This window comes from Haloarcula sp. JP-Z28, from assembly GCF_011440255.1.
In the GTDB taxonomy this organism is placed as follows: Archaea; Halobacteriota; Halobacteria; order Halobacteriales; family Haloarculaceae; genus Haloarcula; species Haloarcula marismortui.
The window spans coordinates 16379-32104 of sequence record NZ_JAAOHT010000018.1; the positions used below are offsets into that span (position 1 = coordinate 16379).

At 61.2% G+C, this 15726-nt stretch carries 13 protein-coding genes; 6 read left to right on the forward strand and 7 right to left on the reverse strand.

The window, feature by feature from the left end:
* Window positions 1-14 precede the first annotated feature (14 nt).
* Genes G9463_RS09370 through G9463_RS09380 form a run of 3 tightly spaced genes read right to left on the reverse strand, consistent with a single transcriptional unit; the run spans window position 15 to window position 2907 of the window.
* Window positions 15-968, reverse strand: coding sequence for a hypothetical protein (locus G9463_RS09370; protein ID WP_165896546.1), 954 nt, complete (start codon window positions 966-968; stop codon window positions 15-17).
* Entirely contained in the window at window positions 965-1465 is a 501-nt protein-coding gene (locus G9463_RS09375) for a hypothetical protein (protein WP_165896547.1), read from the reverse strand. Before G9463_RS09375 ends, G9463_RS09370 begins: the two co-directional genes overlap by 4 nt.
* Window positions 1462-2907: a DUF58 domain-containing protein gene (locus tag G9463_RS09380; protein WP_165896548.1), complete on the reverse strand. Its 1446-nt coding sequence runs from the start codon at window positions 2905-2907 to the stop codon at window positions 1462-1464. Before G9463_RS09380 ends, G9463_RS09375 begins: the two co-directional genes overlap by 4 nt.
* 372 nt (window positions 2908-3279) lie before the next feature.
* On the opposite strand from G9463_RS09380, the gene G9463_RS09385 reads away from it, so the two are divergent.
* A complete protein-coding gene (locus G9463_RS09385) occupies window positions 3280-4122 on the forward strand; it encodes a thrombospondin type 3 repeat-containing protein (protein ID WP_165896549.1) in 843 nt (280 codons plus the stop codon).
* A 27-nt stretch (window positions 4123-4149) separates the two neighbouring features.
* Here the strand turns inward: G9463_RS09385 and G9463_RS09390 are convergent, their stop codons facing one another.
* The gene (locus G9463_RS09390) at window positions 4150-5367 is read right to left on the reverse strand and encodes a glycosyltransferase family 2 protein (protein ID WP_165896550.1); all 1218 of its coding nucleotides are present in this window, start codon (window positions 5365-5367) and stop codon (window positions 4150-4152) included.
* A gap of 891 nt (window positions 5368-6258) precedes the next feature.
* Between G9463_RS09390 and G9463_RS09395 the strand changes: the two genes are divergently transcribed.
* The 3 genes from G9463_RS09395 (at window position 6259) to G9463_RS09405 (ending at window position 8615) form a co-directional block, all read left to right on the forward strand.
* Window positions 6259-6459 carry a hypothetical protein gene (locus tag G9463_RS09395; protein ID WP_004518094.1) on the forward strand — a complete coding sequence of 67 codons (201 nt, stop codon included), beginning with the start codon at window positions 6259-6261 and terminating at the stop codon, window positions 6457-6459.
* A gap of 72 nt (window positions 6460-6531) precedes the next feature.
* Window positions 6532-7371: an inositol monophosphatase gene (locus tag G9463_RS09400; protein WP_165896551.1), complete on the forward strand. Its 840-nt coding sequence runs from the start codon at window positions 6532-6534 to the stop codon at window positions 7369-7371.
* 95 nt (window positions 7372-7466) lie between these two features.
* Window positions 7467-8615: a DUF63 family protein gene (locus tag G9463_RS09405; protein WP_004961153.1), complete on the forward strand. Its 1149-nt coding sequence runs from the start codon at window positions 7467-7469 to the stop codon at window positions 8613-8615.
* Between the two features lie 15 nt (window positions 8616-8630).
* On the opposite strand, the gene G9463_RS09410 is transcribed toward G9463_RS09405, so the two are convergent.
* The 3 genes from G9463_RS09410 to G9463_RS09420 form a co-directional block, all read right to left on the reverse strand.
* Window positions 8631-10340, reverse strand: coding sequence for a YcaO-like family protein (locus G9463_RS09410; RefSeq protein ID WP_165896552.1), 1710 nt, complete (start codon window positions 10338-10340; stop codon window positions 8631-8633).
* Between the two features lie 31 nt (window positions 10341-10371).
* Window positions 10372-11190 carry a transcriptional regulator TbsP gene (gene tbsP, locus G9463_RS09415; RefSeq protein ID WP_004961158.1) on the reverse strand — a complete coding sequence of 273 codons (819 nt, stop codon included), beginning with the start codon at window positions 11188-11190 and terminating at the stop codon, window positions 10372-10374.
* Window positions 11191-11568: 378 nt separating this feature from the next.
* Window positions 11569-13656, reverse strand: a complete 2088-nt coding sequence (locus G9463_RS09420; protein WP_165896553.1) for a hypothetical protein — start codon at window positions 13654-13656, stop codon at window positions 11569-11571.
* A gap of 153 nt (window positions 13657-13809) precedes the next feature.
* On the opposite strand from G9463_RS09420, the gene glyA reads away from it, so the two are divergent.
* Together glyA and G9463_RS09430 are read left to right on the forward strand one after the other, a co-directional pair.
* Window positions 13810-15057, forward strand: coding sequence for a serine hydroxymethyltransferase (gene glyA, locus G9463_RS09425; protein ID WP_165896554.1), 1248 nt, complete (start codon window positions 13810-13812; stop codon window positions 15055-15057).
* Between the two features lie 75 nt (window positions 15058-15132).
* Entirely contained in the window at window positions 15133-15723 is a 591-nt protein-coding gene (locus G9463_RS09430) for a hypothetical protein (protein ID WP_165896555.1), read from the forward strand.
* The last annotated feature ends 3 nt before the right edge of the window (window positions 15724-15726 follow it).

The window sequence follows — 15726 nt, forward strand, 5'->3', positions numbered from 1 at the left end:
CGACCGGACCGCAGTTAGCTGGTTTCCGGGATTGTGGTCGTCTCTTGTTCCGGAGTCGCCGTGCCACTGGACTGCGCCGATGGTTGTTCGAGTGCGTCCCACGACACGGTCACGACGCCGCTGAAGCGCTCGTCATCGCGGGTGTCGACGGTAACCGGCCTGTCAAGGCCCGTGGCAAACCCCACCGCGAGCAGGGACACCACCGGATGATCTAGTCGGTGAATGTCACCGAACGCAGGATTATCGATGGCAATAGAAGCGGTTCGGTTCTCGCCACCGATTTCGATTGTTGTGTCGTCGACGAGTTCGAACTGCTCGGACAGGGCCGCAGTCAGCTGTGTCGCTATTGCATCGGGGTCGTCATCGAGTTCACCCGACAGGGTTCGCTCGAACTCGGTGTATAGCCGGACACCGGTCGGGGGAAGCGATATACCTTGCTCCGCTTCGACGCCCGTGACGAACAGCTCTCCCAACTGCTCCGGGTCGGGAACCGCGTACTCGACGTGCTGGGGGACGAACAGGCGCGCAGCCATCTCCGGGTGGGATGCTGTTGGGACATACACCGTCTCAGTCTGGAGTTCCAGTTCGCTGACAAGGTGCTGCTCGACATCGGCTAGCGTGTCGAACACCGTGTCACCGACCGACGCCGAAACGAATCGCTCGGGAGTGAGATAAAACGTGACGATGCCGGCGAACACACCGGTCCCACCGAACGCGATGAAAATAGTTTGCAGGGCCGGAAAAACGAACGCCGCTATGAGGGAGAGCCCACCGACCGCAAAAAAGCCCAATGCGGTCCGTCTGAACGTTGCCCGCTTTGCATGCGCGTAGGACTCGCGTAACCGGCGGTTCTCCTCTCGCAATACGCCTAGCTCCGCTTCGAGTGTCTGGCGATCCGGTACAACATCCGTTTGCTGGTCGCTGTCATCAGTTGATGCGTCCAGTTGCGAGGGCTCGGGTTGACTCATAGGAATTCACGATCCGAAGCTGCGTCTTCAGTCACGATATCGAGTTCTAGCAGCAGATAGCGATGGAGCAGATAGCCGACGATGGCAATCCCAACGAGGAGGGCGGACCCGGCCCTGAATGGGTCTAGGTTCAAGCGTCCGAGCGACAGCCAGGCGAGACCGCCGAGCAGTGGCACGACAAGCGCCACGAGGCTGCCAGCGACTCGACTGTCGGGTGTCTCAATAGTGACCGAAAGCAATGCGAGGAACAGGCCACCTTCGACAAGGACGAGCGATAGCAGTGACGGTGCATCAACTGCGATGAGCGCTATCTGTCCCAGCACGACCGCGAGAACGACTGTTCCGGACAGATAGAGCCCGCCCAGGACAACACCGACGAGGCCAAGCCATACCGGTCCACCTAGGACGAGCCCGCCTGCCGCGGCGACGATGCCCAGCAGGCCGAGCACGGTCGGCAGTGATTGAAGCGACCGTCCCCTCGCCAGTGCCATACTCATACGGACCCCCGCTGGTCTGTGTTCGCTGGGCTGCCGGACAGAATCGCCGAAATCTGGTCCGGCGACCCCACCTCGTAGGCCGTCACCGAGTCGATTTCGTTCAATTCACGCCGGAACTGGTCGAAGGCCCGATACCGCTCGTAGGCGGTATCGAGGTCCGTGAGGAGGTCCGTATCGAAGGCCACTGACGGCGTAATAAACACGACGACCTCTGTTGCGTTGCGTCTTGCCAGTCCAACTGTGTTCCGCAGTTCGTTCGGGTTGCTGTCGTCTGTACAAATGACCAGCAGGTCCGCGCTGCGTACCTCCTGTGGTGCCGCCTGCAACCCGTTGTACAGTGGCTGGTCGGGAAGGTGTCGCTTTGACCCAGCAGCGCTCCGATACGCGAGCAGCGTCGCTTCTATCGGTGATTGCGTGTTCGCCGCCGGATTTACCATCCCTGTCATCGTTCCAGTGTGCGTCGCTGTCGTGGTGGCTGTCGGCGGCGTCTCAGTTTCGGTGTCGAGGTCACTGATCCGATGCTGACACGACCTGTAAACCTCGGCTCGCGCTACTGGGACTCTCGATTCCGTCACGCCTGCGTCATCGATAGTCACGTACCCTAACGGGTCGCGGGTCGCTTCGGCACGCTGCTGGAACGCCGCTGCGACCGCTTTGAGATGCTCTAGCTTCGTTTCGCCAGGTGCGCCATCGCCCAGCGTTTGACGGTGATCAAGGACGAGGACCACGCTACGGTTACTCTCGGCCTCGTAGTTACGGACGTGTGCCTCGTCCAGTCTGGCAGTCGCCTTCCAGTCGACGTATTTCAGTGCGTCACCCGGAACGTATTTTCGAATTTCCTCGGCTGACAGGCCACCCGTCCGCCCGCGGGCATCGTGCTCCCCGACACCGCGTAGCAGCCGTTTCCCACTCTGGCCAACGTGAATCGGGCCGACCGACGGCGACTCGACTGTTATTTCGGGGCCGGGCCCCGTCGTGAACGACTGGGTAAACAGCCCAGTGCCGTCACTGACCGTCACTGTGGCTCCGGGAACGGTGTAGTTGCCAACAGTCTCCCAGGTGAGCGGGAGTGTCACTGATGACGACTGCATCGACGCACCGAGATCGACATCCGGAGTGGGGCCCGCTTCCATCCGCGCTGCGAGTGGAATCTGTGCTTCGATAGAAAGCGGCAGGTGATCGCCGGCAGCGTTGACCGATGCTTCAACTGTGTAGTTCGTTTCGGCGTCAGTCCGTATTCGGGACCGGTCGAGTGACTGGCTAACTGTGAGTTCGTCTTTGAGCCGAGAAACGCCACGAACGAACGCAAACTGCATCGCGAGCAGCCAGCCTGCGAGCCCGACGGCTCCGACGACTAAGAGGGGTGCATCGAGGAGCCCACCACCCACGATGAGGCTACCGATAGCAGTGAGCGTGAGCCAGAACCGCCGCGTAACACGCATTACGTTCCGTTACTGAATCGAGCCCATTGAAGATACCGACAGACATACCCTGGTACTTCGGCAGTACATCTGCATCCGATATCGAAATCGATACTGATACTCAGAGAATTACTTACTTAAACTCTGATCAAGAATATTGGTGTATAGATGTCGCAGAAGTCTATTTTGTCCCGGTTTTTGGGACTCTGTCTGAATGCGTCTTCTGGACTCAGTCTTAATATTGAAGCTAAAGACCCAGACGGCCCTACCGGCACCCGTCGTCTCACCGGCAACTGGTTCCGTAACGCGCCGCTGGTCGGCGCTGGTGCCATTGTACTCGTCACGCTACTTCTCGCCGGTGTCGTGTTTCCAGTCGCCGGGATGTCGCCGCAAATGAACACCACTAGCGGCGGTGGGGCCGATACGCCGAACGTACAGCAGGTTCAGGCCGATGCGAACGCCACTGATACAGATGGAGACGGACTGTCGGATTCGCTAGAGCGGTCTACTTATAACACTGACCCGACCGACGCGGACACGGACGGCGACGGCTATCCGGACGGCATGGAAGTCCGCTGTGAGCAGGCTATCCCGGATGCAGACCCACTCCGAACGGACATTTATGTCGAAGTCGATTCGACACAGGCAACGACGCTCAGCGATTCGGTCCAGACATCCATTGTCGAGACGTTTGAGAATGCACCCGTTTCGAACCCGGACGACTCCACTGGGATCGATATCCATCTCGTTACGGATGATACTAACCTTTCAGCTAACGGGACGGTTCACTCGAAATCCCGTGCTGGTTCCGGGAACGATATCTACGACTTCCGGGCCAACCATTCGGAGTACAGTTCTGACGGCTACTACTACGTCTTGCTCACCGATGATGTCGCCTACAACGGTGACGATTACTTCGTCGGCGCGGGACGGCCTGAAATCGCGGCGATGGAGCGGTTCGATTCGACGAAGGTCACCGCTTCGCTATTCATGCATGAATTCGGGCACGCGATGGGACTCGACGCCCATCAGGACGGTATCGATGAGGAGCGCTACTCCCGGACGGAGTACGATAGCGTGATGAACTACAACGGACTGTACAGACAACTTACCTATTCGAACGGTACCGACAGCGTGGGTCGAAACGAATGGCAGTTCGTTGCTGAGAACCGAACACAGCCTGACATTGTGTGCGCGGAGAACGGAACGTGCTCTAGCAGATGTACGCAGAACTGACTCGTCCGGAAAAGTGGCAGTCAACGATTAGCTGCTGTCTGCCAGCATGCTCATGAAGAACGACCCGAACACTGTCTGTAGCCCGAGTACCACGACTGTGGAGGCCAGAAGGGTCGCCGTGGCTGACGGCAACGCCGCTTCGCCGGCGAACAGCCACTGTCCGAACACGCCCCCGAGGTACAGAATTCCGACTGCGGCCGCGAGGATGCCGATCGACGCGCCGTGCTCCAACTGGAACTGCTCCCGTATCATGCCGACGAGTACGCCGTCGGGCTTGTTTATCGGGTTCGCAGCGATGGAACTGAACAGCGCGAGCGTCCAGACCTGATACCCGACGATTGCTAGCAGCGAGCCGCCGACCATCGTCTGTATGCCGAAGTTGACGCCACCGATCGACAGCTGGGCAATTGACAGCGACATCAACACTGCCCCGACAGAGACGAGCAACAAAGCCGGATACGAGAACAGGTAATCCGGCGCGTTCACGAGCATGAATCGGACGTGTCGCCAGCCGTCACTGAAACTGTCAAGCGTTTCCTCACCTTCCCGCTCGTGATAGATAATCGGGACCTCCTCGATGGTGAGATCGTTCGCGCCGGCCTCCATGATCATCTCGCTGGCGAACTCCATCCCGGTTGTCTCTAGCTCTAGCGTTTCGAGCGCATCCTTGGTGAACACACGGAAACCACTGTGTGCGTCGCTGACACCGGCTCCATAGAACGTGTTCAGGAAACGCGTCAAGAGCGGATTGCCGACGTATTTGTGTAGCGGCGGCATCGACCCATCACGGATTTCGCCCTCGAGTCGGCTCCCCATACAGATGTCCGCGTCGCCGTTCTGGACTGGCTCGAGGAGCTGTGGAATCATCTTAAAATCGTACGTCGTGTCGGCATCGCCCATCGCAATGTACTCTCCCCGTGCCTTGCCAAACGCGTAGCGATACGCATAGCCATAGCCCGGTTCGTCAGGTGTCACGACTGTCGCACCCCGCTCGCGAGCTAGCTCGGGCGTCGCGTCGGTCGAACTGTCGCTTATAATGATCTCAGTCGGGACGCGCAACTCCGAGATTGCGGTCTTGATCCAATCGATACATTCTACGATTCCTTTCTCCTCGTTGAGCGTGGGCATCACGACGCTCAAAACCGGCGTGACTTCGCTCTCGGGCGTAACGAGAAACTCGTCTGCAGTCTTGGCTGCGATCCCCTGTTGGTCTGCTTGATTTGCCTGATTTGCTTGTATTGTCATTCCCGTACCTCGGCTGTAACTGGTGCGTCTAGCGACATGCGCTCTCCACTCCCCTGAACGGCTTTCGATGAATACGGCTGGTAGGCCCCATTTTATTTGATTTCAATGGCTCATTTCTGATAGGTACCGCATGGTTCCCACACAGGGTATCATGTCAAAGCAGCATATAATAAAGCTGTTGGGTGGGATAATCCATGATTAATAACAATAGTCAGCATGAGAACTGCTATTCTCCTCTGATTGTGCATAATTTCTTTCGACCATGATGAGATTGTTGAATGGGCACCTATCAGTAAACGACACTATTCACGCACTAATGTACGTTATGAAGCATACATCTGTCAGACTAGCAGACTATATCAGCAGCGGACTTCGCCTACAGAATTCCAAATAACACAATACAACAGCCAGCGAGGCAGCCACGTTTGCAGGAGTTGCACTACACTGAGAAGCTAACGAGAGACTAAGAAAAGCGGCTCAGGTATTGTCTACAGTCGGTGAAAACTCACCAATTCGGACAGACATGCTCTAGGGACGGCCACCTGATTTCATCTGCCGGTCGGTAGCGCTGGGATTTCGATTGCCGAGTGCCTTACACTGGGCGGCGAAGTCGGTTCCGTATCTCGCCACCAGCAGCGTGTAGCCGCGGCAATCGATCCTCTGATGCGCGGACCAACGTTGTGACGCTTAGCCCAAGGACGTAGACAACTCCCAACAGCATGATAATCGAAATGTCCTTGCTAAACTGAAGCGCTCCACGTATCGATGCCATATTCGTACATATCCGAGATGAGTATAAGCCGTTGGGGTCCAATTATTAATTTTTGTAACTGGGCGGGCATCGTCGCCCAGAGCCGTAGATTTAAGCCACTCCATGTGTTAAACAATAACATGGCCACAGATCAGTCCGAGGGGGCCAGCCTGCACGTGCCACCACTGGAGAATACGGCGTTTTTCTCCATTGAGGACGATGACGGCTACGTCCGTATTGAACAGTCGCTGGGGAATCAGGTCCTGTACACGCCCAATGAGGCACGGGACATTGCCGAAGCCATTCTTGATGCCGTTGACGAGGCTGTCGAAGAGGAGTAACCCATCGCCGACCGTCGGTCCTGTTTTGCTGGAAGGCGAGATGGTTTGAACACGGGCGGTCCAGCATCAGATATGACAGATGCAAGCCACCGGGCGGCGGTTGCCGAGCGAGCGGCCCGCGCTGGCGGTGTCGTTGCCCGCGAGCAGTTCCGGGGCGACCTCAGTGTCGATTCGAAGGCCAACAAGAACGACCTCGTTACGGAGACGGACCGCGACGCCCAGCGGCAGGTCGTCGCCACGATTCGAGCAGAGTTCCCTGACGACCGATTTCTCTGTGAGGAAGACCTTTCGACGCGGGCCGGGCCCGAGGCTGACCGCGAGCCTGAAGCGGTCGATAGCGTCCCCGACAGTGGTTCCCTGTGGGTCATCGACCCGATCGACGGGACGGCGAACTATGTCCGTGGGATGCGCTTGTGGGGGACGGCCGTCAGCGCAATTGTCGACGGTAAGCCGGTCGCATCAGTGACCTATCTGCCCTCGTACGGTGACCTCTACGCCGCCGGCCCGGAGAGCGGTACGCGAGGCGGGACCGAACTCGCGGTAAGCGGACGAACCGACCCGGAGACCTTTGCCGTGGCTCCTGTTGGCTGGTGGGACCGCGATGACCGAGATGAGTTTGGTCGGTTGTGCAGCGCTGTCGGCGACCGCTTCGGCGACATCCGTCGCCTGGGTTCGTTCCAGGCAACGCTGGCACACGTCGCCGACGGGGCGCTTGAGGGGCTCGTTTGCACGCGCCCGATGGCACCCTGGGATACGCTCGCCGGCGTCCATATGGTCCGACAGGCTGGTGGCATGGTCACTGACCTCGACGGTGAGCCATGGACCCACGACAGCGATTCCGTCGTTGCCTCCAACGGTGAGGCACACGAGGCCTTCGTGGCGGCCGGCAACGAAGCGCTCAGACAGAACTGAACACACTTGCCCCGCGCAGTTCAGTGCCGCGCGAAATTCCGCGCCACGCACACGGGACCGGAACGCTAAAACCGCCTGCCACCGGTCACTCGGCCATGGATACGCTCGAGCGAGCCGTTGATGAGTACGGGCCCGGCCAGCTCTGGGTGGGCTCTTTTGTTGCAGTCCTTCTCGTCGCGGTCGGCGCTGTTACGGCCGCTCCACAGGCTGTCTGGGACCGGTTCCTCTGGCAGTACTTCTGGGGGCCAGTGTACGCGGACGCCAAGTCGGCTAGCTGTGCCGAAATGACTGCGTCCGGCCCACAACCGCTGTACGATGGCTGTACGGCGGCCATTCAGGAGGGGCGGCTCATCGCCGAACCGGGATACACTATCGTCTCCGAAATCGGCTATATGCTGATTCTAGTGTACATGCTCGTCGGCGTCTACTTCCTTCTGGAGCGACTGGACATCGCCGAAGACCCGAAGCTCTACTTCGCGTTCGTGCCGTTCATGCTGCTTGGCGGTGCGTTGCGGACCGTCGAAGACGCAACCGACCGCGCAGTCGACGCCGGAGTGTCACCGATCGTTGAGTACCCGCTCAGTTCGCTCATCATCAGTCCCGTGATTTACGGCACGGTATTTCTGCTGACCCTGCTCGTCCTCGTCGTCTGCGTGGACCTCGAACAGCGTGGGGTCGTCGACAGCTACTACCGGACGACCGGCGCTATCGGCGGGGCCTTTGTCGCCGTGACGCTTCTGTATCTCACGTTTGTCGCCCTCACCCGCGAGTACGCCACGCTGTACCCGTCAGTCCTCATCACGACTGTCGCACTCGCGTCGGCACTGGCGTACGGACTGTACCGCCTGTTTGAGTCCTACCGCCCGGTACTGAACGACGGAACTGGCTATATCGGCCTGCTGGTCATCTGGGGCCACGCAATCGACGGTGTTGCGAACGTTCTGTTGGCCGACTGGCTCGACGCACTCAATGTCCCGCTAACGTACTATCCGAAACACCCGGCCAACGAGTTCATCATTACGGCTACCGAGGCACTCCAGCCGGCCGGTCTCTCGGCTGCTATCGGCACATCCTGGCCGTTCTTAGTTGTCAAGCTTGCCGTCGCCTCGCTGGTCGTCTCGTTGTTCAACCAGGAGTTCATCGACGACAGCCCACGGTACGCACTGCTGTTGCTCATCGCTGTTACCGCCGTCGGCCTCGGGCCGGGCTCGCGGGATATGCTGCGGGCGACGTTCGGTATCTGACAGCCACTGGTCCGATTAGGGGAACGGGTGGTGATCCCGGTCAAGTCGCGGCTCGAAGCCCAAATCGGCCGGCACGGCTTCGGCCCGCTCGCCGAAGAACGACTCACCGAAGAACAGCGGCTGTGCCGACGGACAAACGACTCGAACCGCCTCGAACCCGAGCTGTTCGAGGTCGCGCGTCGTCAACCGCGTCCCGTACGGAGCGAGCCCCGCGTCGGCCGCCCGGTCACACAACGTCTCTAGCTCTGCCTCGCCAGAGAGGTCCACATCAGGGCCAAGCGAGTCCAGCGGGACTGCCGTCTCCGCAGCCGTCAGGTCGGCCGCCTCACCGGGCGACTTGGCGTAGCGCCCGATAGCACCCTGTGCATCCATGGCCGCCTTGGGACCCATACTATCGAGTTCCATCCAGTTCTGGAGCGCCTCCTCCAGCGCGCCGACGGCGGCCGCACCTGGGTTCAGATCCGCGTCGGTCCCGAGCGCGAAGCGCGGCCACTCGTCCTGTGCCAGTGCGACAGTGATGACTGGCACGTCCACGTCCTGTGTCAGTAACAGCGCCGTCACGTCGAGGCCCTCAGATGTGGCGCGCCGCCGGAGCGTTTCGTACTGCTCGTGCTCATCGATGGCAACGCGGAGCGGGTCGAACGTCGAGTACCACGACAGCATCGCGGCATCGCGCTCGATAACCTCGTACAGCCCGGTCAGCAAGGCCTCCGTGACGGTGTTGCCCAGTCCGAGCCCGGTCGTCGTTGCCGGTCTGACAGCGTTCGAGGGCGGCGGATAGTGGACGGTTTCGGCGGGCAGCGACCGCTGCTCGTCGGTCAGCAGATTCTCGGCAGGAACCCAGGGGAGCGCATGCGATTCGTCCCACTCGGCCTCGTCTCTGACGAACGTATCGGGTGTGACGGCAGCCGGTACATCGGCGACTGTTCCGTGTTGTAGATTCCCTTCCCGGTAGACGCCGGCCGCGTACCGCTCGTAGTTCTCGCCCAGCGCTTTCATGAATGCTGTGTCCCAGTCGATGGCAACACCGGCGGCCTTGGCGGCGGCCGACACGTCGCTGAATCCGGCGGTATCGGCGAGCGTCGACAGGTAGTACGGAGCCGGGAACGATTCGACCTCACCGACCTCCGTGGCGATACCGACCCGGTCGTCGAGGCCCAGTTCCGCCCGCGATAGCGCCTCGCTGTCGGGGGCCGTCTGCCGACCGTCGCCGAGGGAATGGCCCTGTGTCCCGCCACAGTCACAGCCCTGGACAGGCAGGAACCGCCGCTGGGTGTGCGGGGGTTCCGTGACGGCTCCGAGGAGGGCAGCGTCGCCGTCGAGAAACCGGGTCACCAGTCGACCGGCCAGCGCTCCCGCGAATCGTTGCGTGGCTGCTGCCGGGGATCCTATGACTTCCTCGGTGTCATCGACCGTCGCCTCAACCCGCGTCCGGAGACAGTCGAAACAGCCCGTCTCAGGTCCGAAGCCGCTAATCGCGGCGTCAGTCACCGGGACGCCACCGACGCCGCCCAGTTCGACGGCGACCCACGGAATGGCATCGTCTTTCGCCCGGTTGTTCCACGCCGCAAACCGCTCCGAACCGACGGTATCGACGACGATGGCGAGGTCGCCACTGCTGTCCGCTGGTGTCGACGGCTGTGCTACTGAAACGTCGATATCAGCGAGAAACGCGGCAAGTGCATCAACAGCCGGTCCACGCCCGACGACTTCGACAGTTCGCATGCCGAAGCCCTCGTGGTGAAGGGAGAAAAACCTACGCGGCGAGGATGGATTGGGCGACGGAGGCCAGTTCGTCCGGGTCGGCGTCTTTGAGTCGGTCGTCACCGAGCATCAGGCGGAGTCGCGGGCGACCCACGTCAATCGGGACCTTCTCGGTGTCGATGAGGTTCATGTCTTCGAGTTTCGTCTTCGTCCGCGAGAACGTCGCCTTGCTCGCCAGCCCGACATCCTCGCCCCACTTGCTGATGTCGTACAGGAGTTCGCCGTTTCGGGCAGCCACGAGCAGACTGATGGTGACCTCATCAAGCCCGTCACCATCGCCGCGGGCCGTCGACAGCGAGCTGAGAACGTCGTTGAAGTCCGACGCGGTTTCCGGGCCGATATCGGATTCAAGCGTGCTCTGGACGCGGTTGAGCGGCGGCGTCCGGAGTGAGTACTCGTCGGCGTCCGTCCAAGCTGAGTCGTGGTAGTCGTAGGCGTTGTCCACGAACGCTGCGTCGTCGGTCCCGAGACCGCCGACCGTATCACTGATCGTGACGAGCGCGTACACTGTGTCAACAGTTACCGCGACCGAGTGGTTCGGCACGTCGTCGAGCAGTCGCATCGTGAGCCGCCCCTCATCGATGAGGTCGGCCGCGGTGCTCGCAACGAGGAAGTCGTCCATGACGTCTTTCAGTGCCCGCTCGTCGGCCAGCAGCCGAACTTCCGGAGCGCCCGAATCTGCGTCTAGTGTCGATACAAGCTCAGAAATGGTCTGCCGCGACGGGTTCACGACGTACACCGGCTCGTCGGTTGCCCCAAACACCGTGGTCAGCATGGACCCGATGTCGTCTTGCAGGAGATTTTCGGTCATTGTCCCTTGCCAGTATATAGTGTACTGCTATATTTAATTTTACCGGCCATACTGTGTTGATTTCGCCAACAATCCGACAACACCCACTAGCGAACAGCGATAAAATATTGGTCAATTATCCTAAGCAGAAGCCGTTCGACCCACGGACTGAACCACCAATGTCGCTCGGTGACGCCGCGTAAATTCGGCCGAATCAGTGGCTGGTGTCACTGTTTCCTTCCCGCCAGAAGTTACGACCCGGGTATCGTCTCAAATCTGACCCCCAGTACGAAAGGTTCCCGGAAGACGTCCCATCGCCGCAACGACTCTGTCGGTCGGTTCGGAAACAGACGGCGGCCGCCTCGGCTCCGGCCATGGAGTCTGACAGCTCTCCCTTCCTCAGAAGCCTGTCCGGAGGCGCGCGGCCAGGTCATCGGACCAGTGGAACTCCCCGTCGTAGATGACAGGCAGCGAGGTCTGGCCCAGCGCGTCGGCCAACTCCGTAGCACCGAGCGAGTGGCTCGTCTGTTCGCCGTTCAGCGCGGCGCTGTCGTCGAACGGCAGGCGGTAGCTCTCGCCGGGCCGTTCCGGGGACACGACCGTACACTGCACGTCGAATCCTGTCTCCCCTTCGGAGAGCCAGACGACTGCAGGATGCGCGGGATTGGGAACGATGGAGTAGGTCCCGTCGCCGACAACCGCGTAGTCTTTACACATCATTATCCGCCGGCGAGCGAGTTCCAGCGCTCGCTGGATGCTGAATCCGTTACTGAGCAAGCGCGCGAAGGCGGTCCCGACCAGGGCGGCGTGCTTGTCCAGCACGTCGGTGAGTGTCACTGCGCCGGCGACTGCGCCCTGTTTGACCAGATCAAGCCCTTCATCGTAGGAGCCACAGGCGTTCAGGAAGAACGTTTGCGTTCGGGCTTCCGACAGCGACGACAGTGCCAGATTACCGTCGGGACAGCGCAGTCCCGCCTCGTCGCAGTGCCCGATGAAGTGGACGAACTCCGTCGGCTGCCGGAACACGTCGGCCAGTTCGTTGACCGACAGCAGTTCGCTGACCCGTACGTCCATGGGGAGGTCAGCTGCCCGATATATCTCCGTGACTTCTGTGTGTTCGTCGGCCATCTCCTCGTCGTTGAGGACGACCGCGACCTGTTGGCTGTCGGTGTCACGGTTCTGACTCCGGTAGCGGTTCACGTACGCTTCCGGTGGCGTTTTGCAGGCGTCTATCGGGTTCCCCGGCGCGAGCCACGAGTGCAGTTGGCCCTCGCGCAGGTTCGGCTCGATGACTGGCGGGCGCTCGGCCGATCCGCGACTCAGATACGAATCCGCCAGCGTTCTGTCGAGTAGTTCATCCTGATCAAGCCGTGAGCTGTCTGGCAGGTAGATGAGACTGAGCCGGTCAAGGAGGAAGGGCAGATAGCGGACCCGCTCCGGCTCCGGCGAGACGTACGTCGAGAGGGGCCACTCAGGCAGAATCGAGTTCACGGCCTCGTCCGAGACCTCGATGTACCGTTCGAGCCGGCCGGCCGGCGACAGCGACCGCACTGTATCCGGGTCGAGCGAGAGGGCGGACGTGATACGAGGGCCACTCTCGGCCGGGTCGACGCGTCTGACCAGACAGTCGAGGTAGAACACCTTCCGGAGCAGCGCTGCGACGCCGGCCTGTAGCGACGGCCACGCGTCGAAAGAGCGGTGTACCGACGTGCCTTCGGCCGTCAGCAGTGCGGCATCCCGTGACTCGACTACCACTTTGGCGCCGAGATAGTACGCCAGCGGCGCGCTGACGAGCAGTTCCGCCTCGTACTCCGGAACACGGAGCGTGATACCAGTCTCGGGACGGTTCTGTCGCACCGGCTCCGGAATACGGGTTGTCTCGCCGGTCGTGACTATCGGCGGGTGTCCACGGAGTTCCGGATGCGAGCGGGACGGCTGCATCGTGTGATGCGCTCCGCTCAGATGCGTAATCGCCGTTGCGAGCCCTTCGGGCGTCGCGGGGACCTGCAGATGCGGCCGCTCCGTGTTCGTTTCCCAGACGAACCCGACGGTAATGCTTGTCGGCTCTTGGAAACTAAGCACGGTGGTAATACCGGCCGAATGGAGCGACGCCGGGCCGTCGAAGTGGACGTGGATCCGGATGTCGTCGACGACGCCCAGCGGGGATTCCCGGTCGCTATCCGCAGCACGGGCCTGCATCGTCAACAGGTACTCGCCTTCCTGCAGCGTTGTCGGTGAATCAACCGTCCCGCTATCGGCGTCAGTATCAACGCGGGTTACCATGGCATCGACCGCCGGCAGCGCTAACTCGGTGACGGACCCGCGGTAACAATCGTCGACACGCCGCGGTAACTGTTCTCCGTCAGTACTCTCTCGATTGTGTAATTGGTGCACCAGTGCGGTCGGGTCGGCCGTTTCCCCATCCCAGTCCAGCGTTTCACCGCCGTCCCGGCCCACCCGCTCGCCTGCCACCCCCCAGGTGACCATGTGTGGATATGTGGAACGTCATCTGATATATACGTACGGTTGTCAGCACGTCGTCACCGCCCACCACACCCCGGAACCGAACGAGTATTGATAACATTACACGCGCGTGGGTCAAAGGGTAGATTATTGTCGTATCGGTCCTGAATCGGATACATGAGCTACGAAACCGTACGGGAAGCGGACCCGGCAGTTGCAGACGCCCTTGAGGGCGAACGAGGCCGGCAGAACGACACACTGGCGATGATTGCCAGTGAGAACCACGTCAGCGAGGCTGTGATGGAGGCACAGAGCTCCGAGTTGACGAACAAGTACGCCGAGGGCTATCCCGGCGAACGCTACTACGGCGGCTGCGAGTACGCCGACGATGTCGAGGAACTCGCTATCGACCGCGCGAAAGAGCTATGGGGCGCGGACCACGTCAACGTCCAGCCACACTCCGGTTCACAGGCCAACATGGGCGTCTATCTCGGCGTCCTCGAACCCGGCGACAAGATCCTCTCGCTTGACCTGACCCACGGCGGCCACCTCTCGCACGGCCACCCGGCGAACTTCGCCGGGCAGGTGTACGAAGTCGAACAGTACAAGGTCGACGAGGAAACCGGCTACGTCGACTACGAGGGGCTCCACGACCACGCAGAGGAGTTCGAACCGGATATCATCGTTTCGGGCTACTCGGCGTACCCCCGAGAGGTCGACTTCGAGCGGATTCAGGAAGCCGCCGATGCGGTCGACGCTTACCACCTCGCGGACATCGCTCACATCACTGGTCTCGTTGCTGCCGGCGTCCACGAGTCGCCGGTCGGCGTCGCCGACTTCGTCACCGGGTCGACGCACAAGACCATCCGCGCCGGCCGCGGTGGCATCATCATGTGCGACGAGGAGTACGCCGACGACATCGACGCTGCCGTCTTCCCCGGCTCGCAGGGCGGCCCGCTGATGCACAACGTCGCCGGCAAGGCTGTCGGCTTCGGTGAGGCGCTTGCCCCCGAGTTCGAGCAATACGCCCAGCAGACTGTCGACAACGCCATTGCGCTCGGCGAACAATTCAAAGAGCACGGCCTCTCGCTGGTCTCCGACGGCACGGACAACCACCTCGTGCTCATTGACCTCCGGCCGTCCCATCCTGACACAACCGGCAAGGAAGTTGAGGAAGCGCTGGAGGAAGCTGGTATCGTCCTCAACGCGAACACGGTTCCCGGCGAGACCCGCTCGGCGTTCAACCCCTCGGGCATCCGCGCCGGCACGCCCGCGCTCACCACGCGTGGCTTCGACGAGGACGCCTGCCGCGAGGTCGCGGACCTCATCTACAAGGTCGTCGACGCTCCCCATGACGACGATGTCGTCGCGGAAGTCAGCGACCGCGTGGACGAGATGACCGACGAGTACACGCTGTACGAATAACGCCGGAAGCCTGCGGTTCTGCTATCCGCACACTTCGCAACTCACTTTTTACCATTTCCAGCCGACACGTCCGGTATGCTCCGCACAACTCGGCGCCGGCTACTCTCTGCACTGGGCGCGTCCCTGTCGATACTTGCCGGCTGTACACAGTTTGATGTCGAGTCCGGGGCGGAAACCGGACAGAGCGATGGCAGCGGGAGCGAGGCGACTGCGGCGGCCACGGTGTCAGAAACGGACACTGCTACTGTGACAACTGAGCGGGCCACTCCCGGCCAGACGACCGATGGCGAGGAACTCGACCTGCGGGAGGCCAACGTCGTCGGCGTTGAGGTCAGTGACGAGGACGGCGGCGACTACCGCTTCGACGTCACACTCTATCATGACGACGACGGCGAGGACGGCTACGCGAACTGGTGGCAGGTCGAAACCCTGGCGGGCGACAGACTCGGCCGCCGGGACCTCTTGCACGCTCACTCGACGGCCCCGTTCACCCGGTCGGCGATGATTACGATTCCCAGTGACGTGGGCTGTGTCGTGGTCCGGGGGCACGACCAGACCCACGAGTACGGTGGGCAGGCGATGACGGTGGCTGTCCCGAGCGGCGCGACGCGGGCTATCCAGCAGGGAGCCGAGCGCAAGTCGGTTGCCGAGTCGGACTGTCCCTGAGTG